14 protein-coding genes are annotated in these 15489 nt (G+C 39.1%); 1 reads left to right on the top strand and 13 read right to left on the bottom strand.

All coding sequences use genetic code 11. The annotated features are described in order from the left end of the window. Window positions 1-574: 574 nt before the first annotated feature. Window positions 575-1264, bottom strand: a complete 690-nt coding sequence (gene queC / locus K2X50_09440; GenBank protein MBX9587468.1) for a 7-cyano-7-deazaguanine synthase QueC — start codon at window positions 1262-1264, stop codon at window positions 575-577. Between the two features lie 213 nt (window positions 1265-1477). Between queC and K2X50_09435 the strand changes: the two genes are divergently transcribed. Beyond that, entirely contained in the window at window positions 1478-2206 is a 729-nt protein-coding gene (locus K2X50_09435) for a LuxR C-terminal-related transcriptional regulator (GenBank protein MBX9587467.1), read from the top strand. Between the two features lie 6 nt (window positions 2207-2212). Here the strand turns inward: K2X50_09435 and K2X50_09430 are convergent, their stop codons facing one another. The 12 genes from K2X50_09430 to leuS form a co-directional block, all read right to left on the bottom strand. Beyond that, the gene (locus tag K2X50_09430; GenBank protein ID MBX9587466.1) at window positions 2213-3931 is read right to left on the bottom strand and encodes a tetratricopeptide repeat protein; all 1719 of its coding nucleotides are present in this window, start codon (window positions 3929-3931) and stop codon (window positions 2213-2215) included. Beyond that, window positions 3915-4943, bottom strand: coding sequence for a lytic murein transglycosylase B (gene mltB, locus K2X50_09425; GenBank protein MBX9587465.1), 1029 nt, complete (start codon window positions 4941-4943; stop codon window positions 3915-3917). The genes K2X50_09430 and mltB overlap by 17 nt, the downstream gene beginning before the upstream one ends. A gap of 99 nt (window positions 4944-5042) precedes the next feature. Continuing rightward, the gene (locus K2X50_09420; GenBank protein MBX9587464.1) at window positions 5043-5789 is read right to left on the bottom strand and encodes a peptide deformylase; all 747 of its coding nucleotides are present in this window, start codon (window positions 5787-5789) and stop codon (window positions 5043-5045) included. A 7-nt stretch (window positions 5790-5796) separates the two neighbouring features. Further along, window positions 5797-6885, bottom strand: a complete 1089-nt coding sequence (rodA, locus tag K2X50_09415; GenBank protein ID MBX9587463.1) for a rod shape-determining protein RodA — start codon at window positions 6883-6885, stop codon at window positions 5797-5799. A 25-nt stretch (window positions 6886-6910) separates the two neighbouring features. Then, a complete protein-coding gene (gene mrdA / locus K2X50_09410; protein MBX9587462.1) occupies window positions 6911-8758 on the bottom strand; it encodes a penicillin-binding protein 2 in 1848 nt (615 codons plus the stop codon). Window positions 8759-8763: 5 nt separating this feature from the next. Then, a complete protein-coding gene (rlmH, locus tag K2X50_09405; protein ID MBX9587461.1) occupies window positions 8764-9234 on the bottom strand; it encodes a 23S rRNA (pseudouridine(1915)-N(3))-methyltransferase RlmH in 471 nt (156 codons plus the stop codon). After that, window positions 9224-9574 carry a ribosome silencing factor gene (gene rsfS / locus K2X50_09400; protein MBX9587460.1) on the bottom strand — a complete coding sequence of 117 codons (351 nt, stop codon included), beginning with the start codon at window positions 9572-9574 and terminating at the stop codon, window positions 9224-9226. The genes rlmH and rsfS overlap by 11 nt, the downstream gene beginning before the upstream one ends. Window positions 9575-9697: 123 nt before the next feature. Next, on the bottom strand, window positions 9698-10483 hold the full coding sequence (locus tag K2X50_09395; GenBank protein ID MBX9587459.1) for an outer membrane beta-barrel protein: 786 nt from the start codon (window positions 10481-10483) through the stop codon (window positions 9698-9700). Window positions 10484-10591: 108 nt separating this feature from the next. Next, window positions 10592-11236: a nicotinate-nucleotide adenylyltransferase gene (gene nadD / locus K2X50_09390; GenBank protein MBX9587458.1), complete on the bottom strand. Its 645-nt coding sequence runs from the start codon at window positions 11234-11236 to the stop codon at window positions 10592-10594. Further along, complete coding sequence (gene holA / locus K2X50_09385) at window positions 11230-12261, bottom strand: DNA polymerase III subunit delta (GenBank protein MBX9587457.1); 1032 nt, start codon at window positions 12259-12261, stop codon at window positions 11230-11232. The genes nadD and holA overlap by 7 nt, the downstream gene beginning before the upstream one ends. Continuing rightward, window positions 12258-12839: a hypothetical protein gene (locus K2X50_09380; protein ID MBX9587456.1), complete on the bottom strand. Its 582-nt coding sequence runs from the start codon at window positions 12837-12839 to the stop codon at window positions 12258-12260. Before K2X50_09380 ends, holA begins: the two co-directional genes overlap by 4 nt. A 4-nt stretch (window positions 12840-12843) precedes the next feature. Beyond that, a complete protein-coding gene (gene leuS / locus K2X50_09375) occupies window positions 12844-15306 on the bottom strand; it encodes a leucine--tRNA ligase (GenBank protein MBX9587455.1) in 2463 nt (820 codons plus the stop codon). Between the last annotated feature and the right edge of the window lie 183 nt (window positions 15307-15489).

Genomic DNA, 15489 nt, shown 5'->3' with positions numbered 1-15489 from the left:
CGCGTCAATATTAGTATTTTTAAAGTATTTCTTTCGTTTTGTCTCAGGTAGGATCTCCCACAGTGATCTCATTTGATCATGTGTTAATTGATCATCTGTGATAAGAGAATGAAGTATTTCAACTGGATGTACTAACTGGTTGGAAATCGCGAGAGTGTCACTTAATAGTGTATTATTTAAGGAAAGCTCATCTAATAAATCTTTAGACTGTGAAATAATTTGTTTTAAAAATACACGGAGTTGCTCGTCAAAAATAGTGTGAATGTTGTTCTCATTTAATGGGATCTTGGATTCTTTTCCTTGAACTATTAGTGTTAAAAACACACGCTTAAACTGAATTAACTTATCTTGAGGGATTTTATTGATTAGATCAGTTTCAATATGTTTTTGTAAAGCATCTATAGAGGATCCATATTGTAAGAGAAACTTCAATGGAAATTGACCTAGGAAATTTTCGATTTCCAAGCCAGTAAATTCAGATTCACTACTTGAGGGCTTTTTCATATAATCACTGCCTAAATTCAAACAATATAGAGTATTTTATCCTCACTATATTAACGAAATATTAAGCATATTACACTACCGTAGAGTTCGCAGCATAACGGGTAGAATCAGGTATATTGGCTGTTTCAAAGCCACAACGCCGCAGAACACAGGCATCGCAGCGCCCACAGGCTTCACCCTCATCGGAAGCTCGGTAGCAGGTCACCGTTTTGGAGTAATCGACCCCAAGCTCTGATCCAATACGGATGGTATCGGCCTTGGTTAACATCATTAAGGGTGTATGAAAGGTAACTAATTCACCTTCAACGCCGGCTTTAGTGGCTAGGCGGGCCATCGTTTGATAAGCGGCAAAATACTCTGGTTTGCAATCGGGATACCCAGCATGGTCTGTAGAGCAATTTCCTGAGAATATGTCGGTAGAACCAATGATTTCCGCATAGGCTAGGGCGTAGGAGAGGAAGATAGTATTGCGTGCTGGCACATAAGTCGCTGGGATTTTGCCTGCCCCTGAATAATCTGGCACATCTATAGATTGGTCAGTCAGAGCCGAGTGCCCGAATTGACCAATGTCTATGGTGATAATTCGATGTTCTTTGGCCTCAAAATAGGATACAGCCCTCTTAGCCGCATTGACTTCAGCAGAATGTTTTTGACCGTACTGGAAAGTTAATGCATAAAGCTCAAAGCCCTGTGATCGTGCTATTGCCATGCAGGTCGTGGAATCAAGCCCACCTGAGAAGAGTACTACCGCTTTACGCATTTGCTTTTACCTCTTTCTGTCGTAAATGAGTAGGATAACAAGAAAACAGCGTCGCGTCTTGAGAAAGAACTGCGCAGCTGAGTGCTGCGCAGTTAGAAACTCTCCCCAGAGTATTTACTTTAACCCGAAAATCAGTAAGCTATCACCTCAGGAATGAGATTGGAATCCGTGATAATCCCTTATGTGGATTACAGATTTAAGGAAGTTTCATCGATGCCGTTACCAGGGATAAAGGAGAAATTAGCGCTCTTGAGCCAGTCTCAAGCACAATCTCTACCATTAATCTACTTAATTAAAGACAATAATAGCCGCTTTCAATTTATGACAGATTTGGCGGCACAACATACTGGTTCCTCTAGTGCGCAAGAATTGATTGACCGGACCGCCTCAGATTTACAATGTGACGCGGCAGAATATGCTGCAGAATTGAAACATTACGATAACATAACGCTAGAACAACGCTCTGAAACATTACTCTTATCACTTATTCATTCTGCTATAGGCGCTACTGTTAGCTTAATTTGTAACAAGCCTATTATTACTGAAAATGGGCAAGTAGAGGGTATAGAAACATGGGCCCAAGTTTTACCTTCATCCGCTGGCCTTGATAAAATCATAAAAGGATATCTGCCTGAATCATCAAATTCTTTAAAAATTCAATCTGATGGTTCAAAGTTATTAACTCTTCGAGAACATGAATGTGTTTATTATTTATCACGAGGTTGCACGTTTTTAGAGATTGCTGAAAAGCTTTGTATTTCTCCTAGAACAGTTGAGGCGCATATCACTAATATCAAGATAAAACTTGATGTGAAAACACGCTCAGAGTTAATTGTGAAAGCGTGCGAATTGGGTTATGTGCAAATTAATTTATTAGATCCCAATTTGCAGCCTGGTAAATTACAATTATTAGGTGTTAAGCCATTTGAGCCGCTTGAGTGAAAGGGGTCAAATCTTGTCAGCCCTTACCAACACGAACAACATACCTCGCAGGGGTTGGTTGCGTTGCAAGCGTAAGGTAATTTCATTTTGAGACAAAATTGTTAAATTTTCTTGCGCGGCAAGTTTTTTAATGTATTCGTGAGAATGGGCATAACGAATAGAAGTTTGCAAAGAAAATGTAGAAATATTTTCAGGTGCAATTTCAATTGAAAATCCAAATAATCCGTTGGGGCTAAGAGCATTAGCGACGTCGTGGAATAATTCTGATAGATCACCTATATAAGGTAATACATCTGCAGCAATAATTATTTCGTTATTAAGATGGTCTTGGAGTGTTTTACGTAAATCTCCGACGATAAGTTCATCGTAAATTTCTTTTTTCTGCAGTATTTCGATCATATTTTTGGAAAGATCAACGCCAATCAATGGTTGGGCTATTTCTTTAAAAAGCGCGCCTGCTAATCCTGTACCGCAGCCTAAATCAAGAACTTGTCGAAGGTGTAGATTATCATCAATTTCTGACATTACGGCATCATGCAATAATTTGGGCGTTGTATATTTTAAATGCTCGGTTAAATGCTGGTCAAAATGAGGCGCATATTGATCAAAAAGATGCTCAATATATTCATTCGGTGCTTTTTCAGGTGAGTTTTCTTGTTTAAGGGCTGATAGAATATACTTAATTTCTTCGTTGTTTGGTTGAAATTTGAGTGCCAATTGAAAATTCTCAATTGCATTAGGTAAGTCTTCAATTTTTAAATAGACAGTACCTAAATTATTATAAGCCGCAAAATAATCTGGCTTAATTTCTACCGCTTTTTTAAGATAATTAATGGCTTCACCATGATGGTCTTGGTAAGAATAAATCATACCGATATTGTAATAGGCTTCTGGAGTCGGTTTCTTATAAAGAGCTTTTAGAAAATGTTCCAACGAGGGTTTTAGGGCATGTTTAGTAAGTAAAATACAGCCTAAATTATAATGGGCCTCATAGTGTTCAGGGTCCATATCCACTACACGATAAAAAATGTCGATAGCTTCTTTCGTATTATTGTTTATTAATAATGCTGATGCATAGTTTGTCCAAGCATCTGTAAAGTTAGGCTGTGATTCAAGAACCATTTGATACAAAGCAATCGCTTCATCAAGATGATTTTGATCCGATGCTTGAAGTTGTTGTGCCAATGTATAACGTGCTTGATTATGGTTTGGATTGAATTTGAGTGTATTACGCAACTCTTCAATTGCTAGCGCTAATTTGTCTAGTTTTAGGGCAATTAAGGCAAAACTATAGTGTGACTCTGCATCCTGAGGATTAAGTGATAATGCTTTTTCTGCTAATTCTAGGGCTTCTATTGCGCGATTTTCTTGTATGTATATTAGAGCCAAATTATTGAGAGAAGTAGGGGAGTTTGGATTATATTTTATAGCGTGATTATAGTGATCGATGGCTCCTTGAGTATCATTAAGATGTTTTTTAATGTTTGCCATACTATTGTGAAATGTGGCATTGTCTGGAATAAAGTTTAAAACCTGGGATAAATAAGATTCTGCGGTTTTATAATCTCCTTTTTGACCAGATAATATTCCCAGTAAATGTAATATGTCAGGATTTTGAGGATTATCAGCAAGGAATTTCTGGTAGAGCTTTTCAGCTTCTTCCCATGATCCTTGCTGATGTTTTTCAATCGCTTCGGTGAGATTAAGATCAGATTTCTTGCTCACTGCGATCTCTTTGAGTTGCTAGCCGTTTACTCTCGATGGCTTTAGAGAATTCATAAACCACTAATGCATATTGCATATTATGGTTGTAGCGAGTAATCGCTTCGAAATTATTCAGTGCCACCCAATATTGTGGTTGATGATTATATTCAACTGAGAAAAAAGTCGCAGGTGTATCTGACGCTAATTTCGCATCGACTGTAACTCCCAATTTTCGTAATTCACCTAATGTTGAATTGAGTTTCAGTGGCTCTTGTTTGATCGTTTTCAACGCATTTGCAGTCGCTTTAGCAGGTAAAATTACCAGTTGGTTTTCTTTCCAGCCATTTCGTTTAAAATAGTTAGCAACGCTACTAATTACGTCACCATCGTTATTGATTAAATCAGCCTGTTTACCACCATTTAAAGCAACAGCGTAGTGACGATAGCTGCTAGGCATAAATTGTGGTTTACCGATGGCTCCTGCATGAGATCCTTTAATCGTGAGCGGATTGAAATTTTGTTCACGTGATAACAACAAATAATTTTCAAGTTCTGAGGTAAAAAAAGCAGATCGACTAGGATAATTAAAAGCTAATGTTGCTAGTGATTGAAAAATGGGAAAATCACCTTGTTTAGTACCATATTTAGACTCTACCCCAATAATGGCCACTATGATGCTAGCAGGTACACCATAGGTTCTTTCGGCTTGAGTTAATTCTTTTGCGTGTTCTTGCCAATATTGAGCACCGTGATTCACTCGCTCCTCAGAGATAAAATAATTTTTATATTCAGTCCAAGGTTTAGCTTCGTAAGGTTTATTCATCTTATCAACGACTACAGAATCCATATGAATTTGCGAAAATAAATTTTTCAAATATGATTCATCAAACTCATGTTTGTCGACCATCTTCTCAATGAATTGATTAACTGAATCGTCAATTGTTGATGCGTTTTCTGCAAAGGAGAGCGTGGTAAAACTGAAGGCTGTTAGCAATGTGCCCACTAACACTAGGCATTTGTTTCTAAAAGTCATGGTGGAATTCCTATCTGTTGTTTTGTACCCCGTATGAGCATTATGGTAATGCAACATAACGGTTAGCAGGACCTATATTACTCGAGGCCGAATGGACAATCAACCTGATTTGAGGGTCGTACTGCGGATAGTCTGGAGCAGCGTAGGGTCGAGTTGAGAGAGTGCATGGATAATATAATCTTCCTTAATCAGGAGACCTCCATTTTCATCTCGGTCAAAGGCAAAATAAGGCGATGTTGGAAGATTTTCTAATGATCGAGGATGATTGATAACTTCATCGATTAACTCAATAAAGTGCTCTTTTTGAGATGGATTCAACTCTTGAAGCAGTTTATGAAGAAAAAGAATTCCTTGTAAATGTTCAGTTTCATGTTGAATGATTTGAGCTGTCATATCAGAATGTTTTTTTTCATGTTTATTTCCATGAACATCGTAATATTGTACGACTATCCATCGGTGTCGTCTCACTTTACCTCTAAATGGGCAAGGGATACTCAAACAGCCTTCTCCAGGACAATGGGTTTCGGACGAACGTTCAATTATCACTGGATTAATCAGTATTTCAGTTTCTGGAACAATTTCGTTAGGATATCGTACTTTAGCTGTGATGCGGGTTTGTGGATTGACAGGATTAATGATGATGATACTGGGGACAGGAGACGGGATATCTGCGCATTGATTCGCAGCAATTCCAACACCGCAATGATCATGCAATGATTGCGTCATTTTTTTAAGGCAGCCCTCAATATTTTCTTCTGGTGTAAATTGAACAAGCGTAGTGGGTGCAAATAAAACAGCATCACCAATACAGCGAATTGAAAATGGTGCAGCGTTTAGATTTGTCATAATTAGGCTACCGTCGAATGAGTTGTCGATGAGTATGAATAGACATTAACATACCAAATCCAGCCATAATCGTAACCATAGAAGTTCCACCATAACTCACTAAAGGTAATGGAATTCCAACAACAGGTAAAATTCCGCTAACCATCCCCATGTTGACGAAAAAACAAATAAAGAAAGTAAGCGTGATACTTCCGGCTAATAATCGAGAAAAGGTATCTTGGGCTTGAAGGCTAATATATAAGCCTCGCCCCACAATCGCGAGTAGTAAAATTATGAGGGCAAAACTCCCCATAAAACCAAATTCTTCGCCAGCTACTGCAAAAATAAAATCAGTAGAATGTTCTGGTAAAAATTGTAAGTGAGATTGAGTTCCGTTTAACCAGCCTTTACCAAACAGCCCCCCAGATCCAATAGCAATTTTAGATTGAATAATATGATAGCCAGAGCCGAGTGGATCTCGTTCAGGATCGAAAAGAGTCAGAACACGCTTACGCTGAAAATCGTGTAAAAAATACCAGACGGCAGGAAGGCTCGCCAACACTACTCCTGTCGCAATAGCAATTAACCGCCATCCCAACCCCGCAAGGAGTAGTACGGATGCCCCTGCTGCTAAAATTAAAATAGCTGTTCCAAGATCAGGTTGTTTTGCAACGAGCAAAACAGGAAGTATCAGCATTGTGATACTGAAGAATAAAATTTTAAGCGAAGGTGGAAGAGGTTTATCGTGTAAATACCAGGCTAAAATCATGGGTGCTGCTAATTTCATTATTTCAGAGGGTTGAAATCGAACAACTCCTAAACTTAACCAACGCTGAGCCCCTTTACCAATGTGACCTACAATATCAACAGCAACTAAAAGTAAAATACCGATAATAAAAACAATGGGAATCCATTTATAATATTTATTTGGGGGAATTTGTGCAAATACCAGCATGACAAATAATGCTATGCCGAGTCGAATAGCTTGACTTGATAATTGTGAAAGACTCTGGCTACCAGCACTGTATAGTATGATTAATCCTACAGCCATAAGAATGGTAATCAAACCTAATAATGTTAAATCTATATGTATAGAATTCCAGAAGGAATCATTCATCGTTTGGATATATTTTTTTGCACTTTTATTCATCGGAACTCCTGATAAAAAAAGCATCGAGTACTGCGCGGGCCACTTTAGCAGCCGCATGAGAATTCTCCGCAATAACTGCAACGGCTATTTGAGGTTTTTCTACGGGCGCAAATGCAATAAATAGCGAATTATCGCGATATTTTTCTTCCACTTCTTCATCTTTTTTATCCGATAGATGTGAAGGCCTGAAGACTTGAGCCGTTCCTGTTTTACCCGCGGCTGTATACAGGTCAGGATGGCCAAATTTAACATACGCTGTGCCCTGAGGACTGCTGATCACATCTTTCATTGCATTAATCACAACATCCCAGTCTTCTTCAACTTTCATAATGACCGGTTTTTTTAGAATTGGGGCTTGAGTAATAATTTGGCCTGTTGGTTTTTCAACTTTGTGTAGCAATTGTGGTTGATAACGAATTCCACGTTGTGAAAGTGTGGCTGTTGCACTGGCGAGCTGTATTGGTGTCGCCAACATAAATCCTTGCCCTATGCCAGAGATAATAGTATCACCGGGATACCAGCGAGTATGTTGTGTTTTTCTCTTCCAGTCAGGTGAAGCAACAACACCAGAAATTTCTTCGTGCATATCGATATGTGTCAATTCTCCAAAACCAAATTGATGTAGTATATCATCCATTTTTGTGATGCCCATTTTTTGAGCTAGCGTGTAAAAATAAATATCACAGGATTGCATGATGGCATCGTGCATATCTGTATGACCATGTCCTCCTTTTTTATGGTTCCAGTCACGCCATTGTCTTGAGACTCCTGGTAATTGAAAATAGCCGTTACAATAAATACTGTCTTCTGCAGATAGCACTTCTTCATTGAGACCCTGTAACGCAAAAAAAGGTTTAATCGTTGAACCAAAAGGATACTGACCTCTCACAGCGCGATTGTAGAGTGGTCTATCAGAGGCTTCTCGTAATTGTTGATAGTCACTATTACTAATTCCATTCACAAATAAATTAGGATCATAATTGGGATGACTCACCATCGCTAAGACTTTTCCTGTGGTAGGATCTATTGCAACTAATCCTCCACGTTCACCTTCAAAAGCTTGATGCGCAACATGCTGTAATTTACTATCGATACTTAAATAAAGATTATCACCTGGGATAGGAGGAAAACGCTTCAGAACTCTGACTATTTGGCCAGAAGCATTCACTTCCACTTGATTGTAGCCCACACTTCCGTGCAATTCGTCTTCATAAAAATGCTCTATACCGATTTTACCAATGTAGTTTGAAGCACTATAATTTGCGGTATCAATTTCTTTTAATTCTTTTTCATTGATGCGTCCAACATAACCGAGCACCGTCACACTATCAGGTCCTAAAGGATAATTGCGTAATAAACGAGCGTTGATCGTAACACCTGGAAATCGAAAAAGATTCACATAAAACCGCGCTACTTCATCATCAGTAAGATTCAATTTCAAAGAGACAGGTTCGAAGGATCGATGTTGGCGGCGTTGTTTGTAAAATTGCTGTACAGTATCATCATCAATATCAAAAAGAGTGCGTAAATCTGTTAGTGTTTTACGAATATTAGGAACGTGGTCAGGAATAATATCCAAACTAAAACTGGGAATATTTTCAGCCAATAACACACCATTGCGATCGTAAATAAGTCCACGATTGGGTTCTATGGGAATGAGTACTTGTTGATTTTGCAATGAGAGCGTTGTATAGCGATTATGTTGCATAATTTGTAAATAAAAGAGTCGCGCTACTAAACAAAAAGTCAGTATGAGAATAATTATTGCGGCACTAAACACGCGCTGCGTGAACAAATTTGTTTCTGAATGGTAGTTTTTAATTGTGAGGCGCGGTGCCATGTCAATTACGCTCGATGATAAGGATGATTAGTTAATATACTCCAAGCACGATAAATTTGCTCTGCAATAATGACACGCACCAGTGGATGAGGCAAGGTGAGCGGCGATAATGACCATATTTGCTGGGCTCGTTGCCTACAAGCATCTGATAAACCATCAGGTCCGCCAATGATTAGACAAATTTTCATTTGCTCTTCACGCCATCGTTTCAGTTGTGTTGCTAATTGTTGTGTATTCCAAGAAGTACCCCGTTCATCCAATGCAATAATAACATGTTGATCGGGTACCGCCTTGAGAATCTTTTCACCTTCCCGTTCGATGATTTTCGCGATATTCTCATTTTTACCACGAACTTCGGGGCGAATTTCAAGAATATCTATCGCGTATTCGGTAGGCAATCGTTTAACATAATCTTGAAACGCTTCGTTGACCCAGTTGGGCATATTTCGACCCACGGCAAGCAATTTAATGGCCATGTTTCTCACGCACTTCTTCGACAGCAGTCCACAGCTTTTCGAGACTGTAAAATTCACGTGCAGAAGGTTGCATGATATGTACGATTACATCCGATAGATCCACGAGAATCCATTCTGCAGAATCTTCTCCCTCAACGCCTAGAGGAATTACACCATTTTCTTTAGCTCGTTTAACAACTTGTTCTGACATCGTTTTTAAATGACGTGTTGATGTTCCACTGCAAATAATCATGGTATCAGCGATAGAGGTTAATTTCCTCACGTCGATTTCAACAACATTGAGCGCCTTGTAATCATCAAGTACTGAAAGTACTAATTGTTTGAGTTGTTCTGGTTCCATTGGTTAGCCTTTAAAGAATAATAAAAAACAGGAATCTTAGCATATTATTACCAGAAAGTAGAATACAAGAGGTGGGAAGTAGGAGAAAGTAGTTCCCGCTAGGCGGGAACTACTATAGACGAATTAGAACGTATAGAGTAAGCCAAGTTTGAAGACATTGGTATCAAGAGTAAGCGTACGGTGATGAACGCCATTAAAATCATCTTCTCTGACTTGTCGAAGAGCAGGTACTACAGGGATAGGGATGTGATGATCGCGTAGAGAAGGATCACCATAGTAAGTATATTGATAAGATACAAACATGCTGAAACGGTCACAGAGTTGTTTCTGAATACCCGCACCTAACACAAAGCCATAGAGGGTATTAGATTCCTCATTATTCTGGTGGCGGCCAGACTCTTTGAAGTTAGTGCTAATTTCAGCAATGGAAGCTCCGAGAATTCCATAGAGTGCGGTAGATTCGCTAATAAACACGCCTGGATGAAATGTCAGATCTGCAGAGTATCTCATATCCCAGCTTTGATCAAAGTTCAAAACATTAGCTAGGACCACGCCCCCATTATACTGTCCTATACTCCACGTTGTGTGATGGGCTCGATTTGAGTAAGCATTACCCGAAATTTCAAAACCATAAATGTACTCACGATCTGCGTAGAAATTCCATCCTAAGAATGCTCCACCACTATAACCTCGAGCACTAGCTTCATCACGAAAAATGGTTTTAGTGCCAGCTAAAAAGCTAGGGTATAAATTATCAAGTCGAAGTTCATCGTACGTTTGCCCGGTTACAAAAGAGGCGCCAGTATTAGCTCCAATATAGAACCCTTTTTGAAATTGAAAACCATCAGCTAATGCCAAACTGGAAGAAAGTGCTAAAGCGACAGTGATCGCCATCCTTGCCTTATTCATCAGTAATTCCCTTAAGTTGATAAAAATGCAAAGTTAATCATAATTAAATATATTGTCAATAACAATTCCCGACGAAAATAGGGCATTGAGTGACCAAAAGACCTATTATTATTGACCGGAAGATGCTGAATAAAGGCTATGTTGTTGTATATAAAGGCATACAGGCGCAGGAATAATAGAGACGTCATAGTTTTTTTGAGCGAGTTGTGAACGTAATTGTGTTGCCGATATTTCTAATGGCGGTATGGAACAAAATAAAATTTTTCCGCAAGATAGTTTTGATAATTCTGATATTAAATTTGTGCTGTGTTTTTCAATGAAGGATTTAAGAATATCAGGGTATTCTGTTGCAGTACTCGGACGCGAGACAATAATTAAATGGCAATAATCTAAAATATGTTTCCATTCATGCCATTGGTGAAACCCATCGAAGGCATCTTTGCCCAATATAAGACAATAATGGTGCTGTGGATTTTCTTTTTTTAAATCGCGAAGGGTATCAATCATATACGAAGGTCCTCCGCGCTTAATCTCATGCTCATCCACGGTGATTTTAGCTAATTTATCGCACGCTAATTTTGTCATGGCGAGTCGATCTTCGGGGCTTGCTTTAGGTTCGGGACGATGGACTGGATGGTAGCAGGGGAGAAGGCGAATTTCATCGAGAGAGAGTTGATTTAATACACATTTTGCAACATGGAGATGCCCATAATGAACTGGATCAAATGTTCCACCTAATAATCCTATTAACATTTTTCTTCCGAAGTGACTAATGTTGTGCCTGCGATTGAAAGGAGCAATTCGTTCAATGCTAACCAAACATTTCCAGACTGCAATCCTTTAATCATTAAATCAATTTCTGAGGCTCGTTGCAGTGCTTGAGTCAGTTCAGGTTGTGTTAATCTGCGTAAGGCTTTTTGATAAAGCGGTTGGCGATTTTTCCACACAAATAATTTATTGCACGCATTATCAAAAGTTTCGCCACGTGTCATGAGTGACTGAAGTTGTATCAGTTGACGAATTTCACGCGTAATTGACCATAAAAGTAGGGTAGGTTCAGTGCCGGCTTCCTGTAGTTGAGATAGGATTCGGACAGTTGTTTCTGATTCTCCAATAAGTGCCTGATCAATTAATTGATACAAATCAAATCGAGCCTGGTCACCAACAGCGTCATTAATTTCTTCAGGCGATAATTTTTTTTCGCCGTAAAGCAAGCGCAATTTAGTAATTTCCTGATCGCAGGCTAATAAATTTCCTTGGGTTTGATCGACTAAAACCCCAACACCTTCTGGTGAGGTGCTCAGACCTTCACGTTGTAATCGCTGTTTAATCCAACCCGGTAAATTCGCTCTTTCTATTGGCCAAATAGGAATATAAAGCCCTTTTTTTTCTATTGCTTTAAGCCATTTTGTTTTTTGTTGGGAGGCATCCAATTTAGGTGTAATGATAAGTAAAAGTTTATCACGTGGGATGTTCTCTAAAAATGTTTCAATTGCAGCAGAACCTTGTTTTCCTGGTTTTCCCGAGGGAATGCGGAGTTCGATAATTGTTTTTGAACTAAAAAGTGACTGATTACTAATTTCAGCGAGTAGAGTATCCCAATTAAAATCGCTACCTGCTTGAAAAGCTTGTCTTTCTGTGTAGCCTTGTGATTGAGCATGCTGAATAATTTTATCACGCGATTCGAGTACGAGTAGAGGATCATCACCGCCAATTAAGTACACTGGAGATAAACCTTGCAATAGCTGAGCCTGCAATTGATTAGGATTGATTTTCATGAGTTTGGCACCTCCTGCGAGTTGATAGAATTGAGTTCATCAGATTCATCTTCAGAACTAATTTTAACATCATATTTTGACGCAAGCTTAGGTGATTTAAGTTCGTTAATGAGTTGATCAATCGCTGCTTGTTGAATTTCAACAGTCAATAATTCCAATTGGTTATTTGTTGTTAGTAAAGCATTTTCATTGAGTGTCAGTAGTTTGTTCAATGTAATTTTTCTGTGTTTTATCACGATATGATTATTCACCATCAGGGAGTATTCTAAAAGAAATGTATAACGATAAATCCGCGTTTGCTGACTGCTGCCAATAATAGGCATGCGGTAACTTAAGTGATGTTGATGAATAATTAATTGTGTATTACTTTTGACATCGGGCGCCTGATTGTTTAACAACACAAGTTTGTATTTTAATTGTTTGGTAAATTGATCGTAGGGTTTTTCACTTACGACTTCGAGAGATTTCAATGAGAGAGGTAATGTATTTTGATCTCGCAATTGAAATCCACAACCCAGCAAAAATAGACATTCTAGAATCAGGATGAATGAGGTGATTTTCTGAATAGTAGATTTCATTATTTTATACTACTATATTCACAAGACGCCCAGGAACCACAATAATTTTTTTAGGTATTTGATTACCGATCGATTCTTTGACTTTATCATGATTGAGCGCGCTAGTTTCAATAAAGGAAGATTCACTGTCAATCGGGACAGAAATTTCTGCTCGGCGTTTACCATTGACCTGAACCACTAAAGTGAAGGTTTCTGCTTTAATTGCTTTATTATTGACGCGAGGCCATCGCGCATTGGCAATGTTGTCACCAAACCCAAGCTGTTGCCACAAATGATGAGTAAAATGGGGAGTAATAGGGGCTAAAAGTCGCAATAATTTACCCACGCCTTCACGAATTAATGCAGTATTGAGTGTATCAGAAGGTTTTAATTCGAGTAGCATATTAAAAAGTTTCATTGTTGCAGAAACTACCGTATTAAATTGCAATCGTTCCATATCATAATTGGCTTGCTGCAAAATTAAATGCATTTTTCGTCGAGTTGAGCGAATATCCTCACCAACGTGAGTCCAATCAAATTCTCTTGGATCATTTTCATTGGCTATCCGCACGGGGTCTGCAACCTCTTGGCAGTAGGTCCAAACACGTTTAATAAATCGATGGGCTCCTTCAACACCAGCATCAGACCATTCAAGTGATTGTTCCGGAGGGGAGGCAAATAGAATAAATAATCGAATAGTATCAGCGCCGTATTTTTCTATATAGGCTTTAGGAGAAACGGTATTGCCTTTAGATTTAGACATTTTACTGCCATCTTTTAATACCATTCCTTGAGTTAATAAGTGTGTGAAGGGCTCATCAGAATTGAGCAAGTTTTCGTCACGTAATACTTTATGAATAAAACGAGCATAGAGCAGGTGCATTATTGCGTGTTCAACCCCACCTATATACTGATCAACGGGTGTCCAATATTTTGCTCTATCATCTAACATTGCTTTTGTTTGATTAGGGCAAGAATCACGCGCGTAATACCAGGAAGATTCCATGAATGTATCGAAAGTATCTGTTTCGCGTTTAGCTTGACTCCCACACTCAGGGCATTGCACATTGATAAAATTATCCAGTGTCGCAAGCGGTGAGCCGGGATTTTGTAAAACAATACCCGTAGGCAAAATAACAGGCAAATCTTTTTCTGGAACAGGAACAATGCCGCAATGTGAGCAATAAATCATCGGGATAGGTGCACCCCAGTAACGTTGTCTTGAGATTCCCCAGTCACGAAGTCGATAATGAGTTTTTATACGTCCGCATTTTTTTTCTACGAGACGTTTTGCAATTGCAATGAGTGCGTCGGTCGAATGCAATCCTGTAAATTCGCCACTATCGATGAGCGTACCTGTTGTTGTAAAAGCATTCTCTGAATAATCCCAGGATTTTTCATCGGATTTAATGACAGGGCGTAATGGAAGTTTGTAGTAGGTTGCAAAATGAAAATCGCGTTCATCGTGAGCGGGTACTGCCATTACGGCACCAGAGCCGTATTCCATCAAAACGTAATTGGCAATCCAAATAGGGATTTGTTCGTCATTGATCGGATTAATCACTTTAAAATTAGTGGGGACACCTTTTTTCTGAAGAGTAGCCATTTCAGCTTCAGCAACTTTGAGATGCTTGCACTCTTCAAGGAAAGTCGTTATAGCGGCATTATCTTTTGCTGCTTCTTGAGCCAAGGGATGATCAGGAGCTATTGCAACATACGTTACGCCAAATAATGTATCGGGTCGTGTTGTATACACCGTGAGTTTATCATCACGATTGACGAGTGAAAAATCAATTTCTACACCTTCAGATCGACCGATCCAATTACGTTGCATCGTTCGAACCTGTTCAGGCCAGCCCGCTAATGAATCAAGATTATCGAGCAATTCATCAGCGTAGTCTGTAATTTTCAAAAACCACTGTCGTATTTTTCGTCGTTCAACAGGTGCACCTGAGCGCCATCCAAGACCATCAACCACTTGTTCGTTTGCTAAAACCGTAAGATCGACAGGATCCCAATTAACTTCCGCTTCTTTTTGATAGGCGAGACCTTTTTTATACATGCGAATAAATAGCCATTGTTCCCACTGATAATAATCAGGATCACACGTGGCGTATTCGCGTTTCCAATCAATTGCAAATCCTAATTTTTTTAATTGTTCAGACATATCAGCAATATTTTGTCGAGTCCAACTAGAAGGGGCTAATTTATTTTGCAACGCAGCGTTTTCAGCGGGTAAACCAAAAGCATCCCAACTCATCGGTTGTAGGACGTTTTTCCCCTGCATTCGCTGATATCGGCTGATGACATCACCGATGGTGTAGTTTCGGACGTGCCCCATGTGGAGTTCACCACTGGGGTAGGGGAGCATGGAAAGACAATAAAATTTTTCTGTGTTGAGGTCTTCTTTAGCTTCGAATGTGTGATGTTCATCCCAGTAAGCTTGCGCACTGGACTCTAAGGCTTTAGGCTCGTAACTCGTATCCATGATATCGTCTCGTTATTGCAGATCATAAGCATACCTGAGTCATAAAATTTAGCAAGTATCATGCTCTAATAAACACTTTTATCTAGTAAATAATTGATAAATAATACTGAAGTTTTAGGCGGCCTTTGAGCAAGCCTCTCATAGTCAGGGTCTGACGCCGTTTTATCCCGTTTTATCGACTAT

The sequence above is a fragment of the Gammaproteobacteria bacterium genome, from assembly GCA_019748175.1.
Taxonomy (GTDB): domain Bacteria; phylum Pseudomonadota; class Gammaproteobacteria; order JAIEPX01; family JAIEPX01; genus JAIEPX01.
The sequence above is the reverse complement of the archived record's forward strand: the minus strand, read 5'-3'. Positions and strand labels throughout refer to the sequence as shown.

Bases quoted from the DNA above. Each gene is read 5' to 3' on its own strand.
- queC (MBX9587468.1), bottom strand. From the start codon at position 1,264: ATGCGTAAAGCGGTAGTACTCTTCTCAGGTGGGCTTGATTCCACGACC.
- K2X50_09435 (MBX9587467.1), top strand. From the start codon at position 1,478: ATGCCGTTACCAGGGATAAAGGAGAAATTAGCGCTCTTGAGCCAGTCT.
- mltB (MBX9587465.1), bottom strand. From the start codon at position 4,943: ATGACTTTTAGAAACAAATGCCTAGTGTTAGTGGGCACATTGCTAACA.
- K2X50_09420 (MBX9587464.1), bottom strand. From the start codon at position 5,789: ATGACAAATCTAAACGCTGCACCATTTTCAATTCGCTGTATTGGTGAT.
- rodA (MBX9587463.1), bottom strand. From the start codon at position 6,885: ATGAATGATTCCTTCTGGAATTCTATACATATAGATTTAACATTATTA.
- mrdA (MBX9587462.1), bottom strand. From the start codon at position 8,758: ATGGCACCGCGCCTCACAATTAAAAACTACCATTCAGAAACAAATTTG.
- rlmH (MBX9587461.1), bottom strand. From the start codon at position 9,234: ATGGCCATTAAATTGCTTGCCGTGGGTCGAAATATGCCCAACTGGGTC.
- rsfS (MBX9587460.1), bottom strand. From the start codon at position 9,574: ATGGAACCAGAACAACTCAAACAATTAGTACTTTCAGTACTTGATGAT.
- K2X50_09395 (MBX9587459.1), bottom strand. From the start codon at position 10,483: ATGAATAAGGCAAGGATGGCGATCACTGTCGCTTTAGCACTTTCTTCC.
- nadD (MBX9587458.1), bottom strand. From the start codon at position 11,236: ATGTTAATAGGATTATTAGGTGGAACATTTGATCCAGTTCATTATGGG.
- holA (MBX9587457.1), bottom strand. From the start codon at position 12,261: ATGAAAATCAATCCTAATCAATTGCAGGCTCAGCTATTGCAAGGTTTA.
- K2X50_09380 (MBX9587456.1), bottom strand. From the start codon at position 12,839: ATGAAATCTACTATTCAGAAAATCACCTCATTCATCCTGATTCTAGAA.
- leuS (MBX9587455.1), bottom strand. From the start codon at position 15,306: ATGGATACGAGTTACGAGCCTAAAGCCTTAGAGTCCAGTGCGCAAGCT.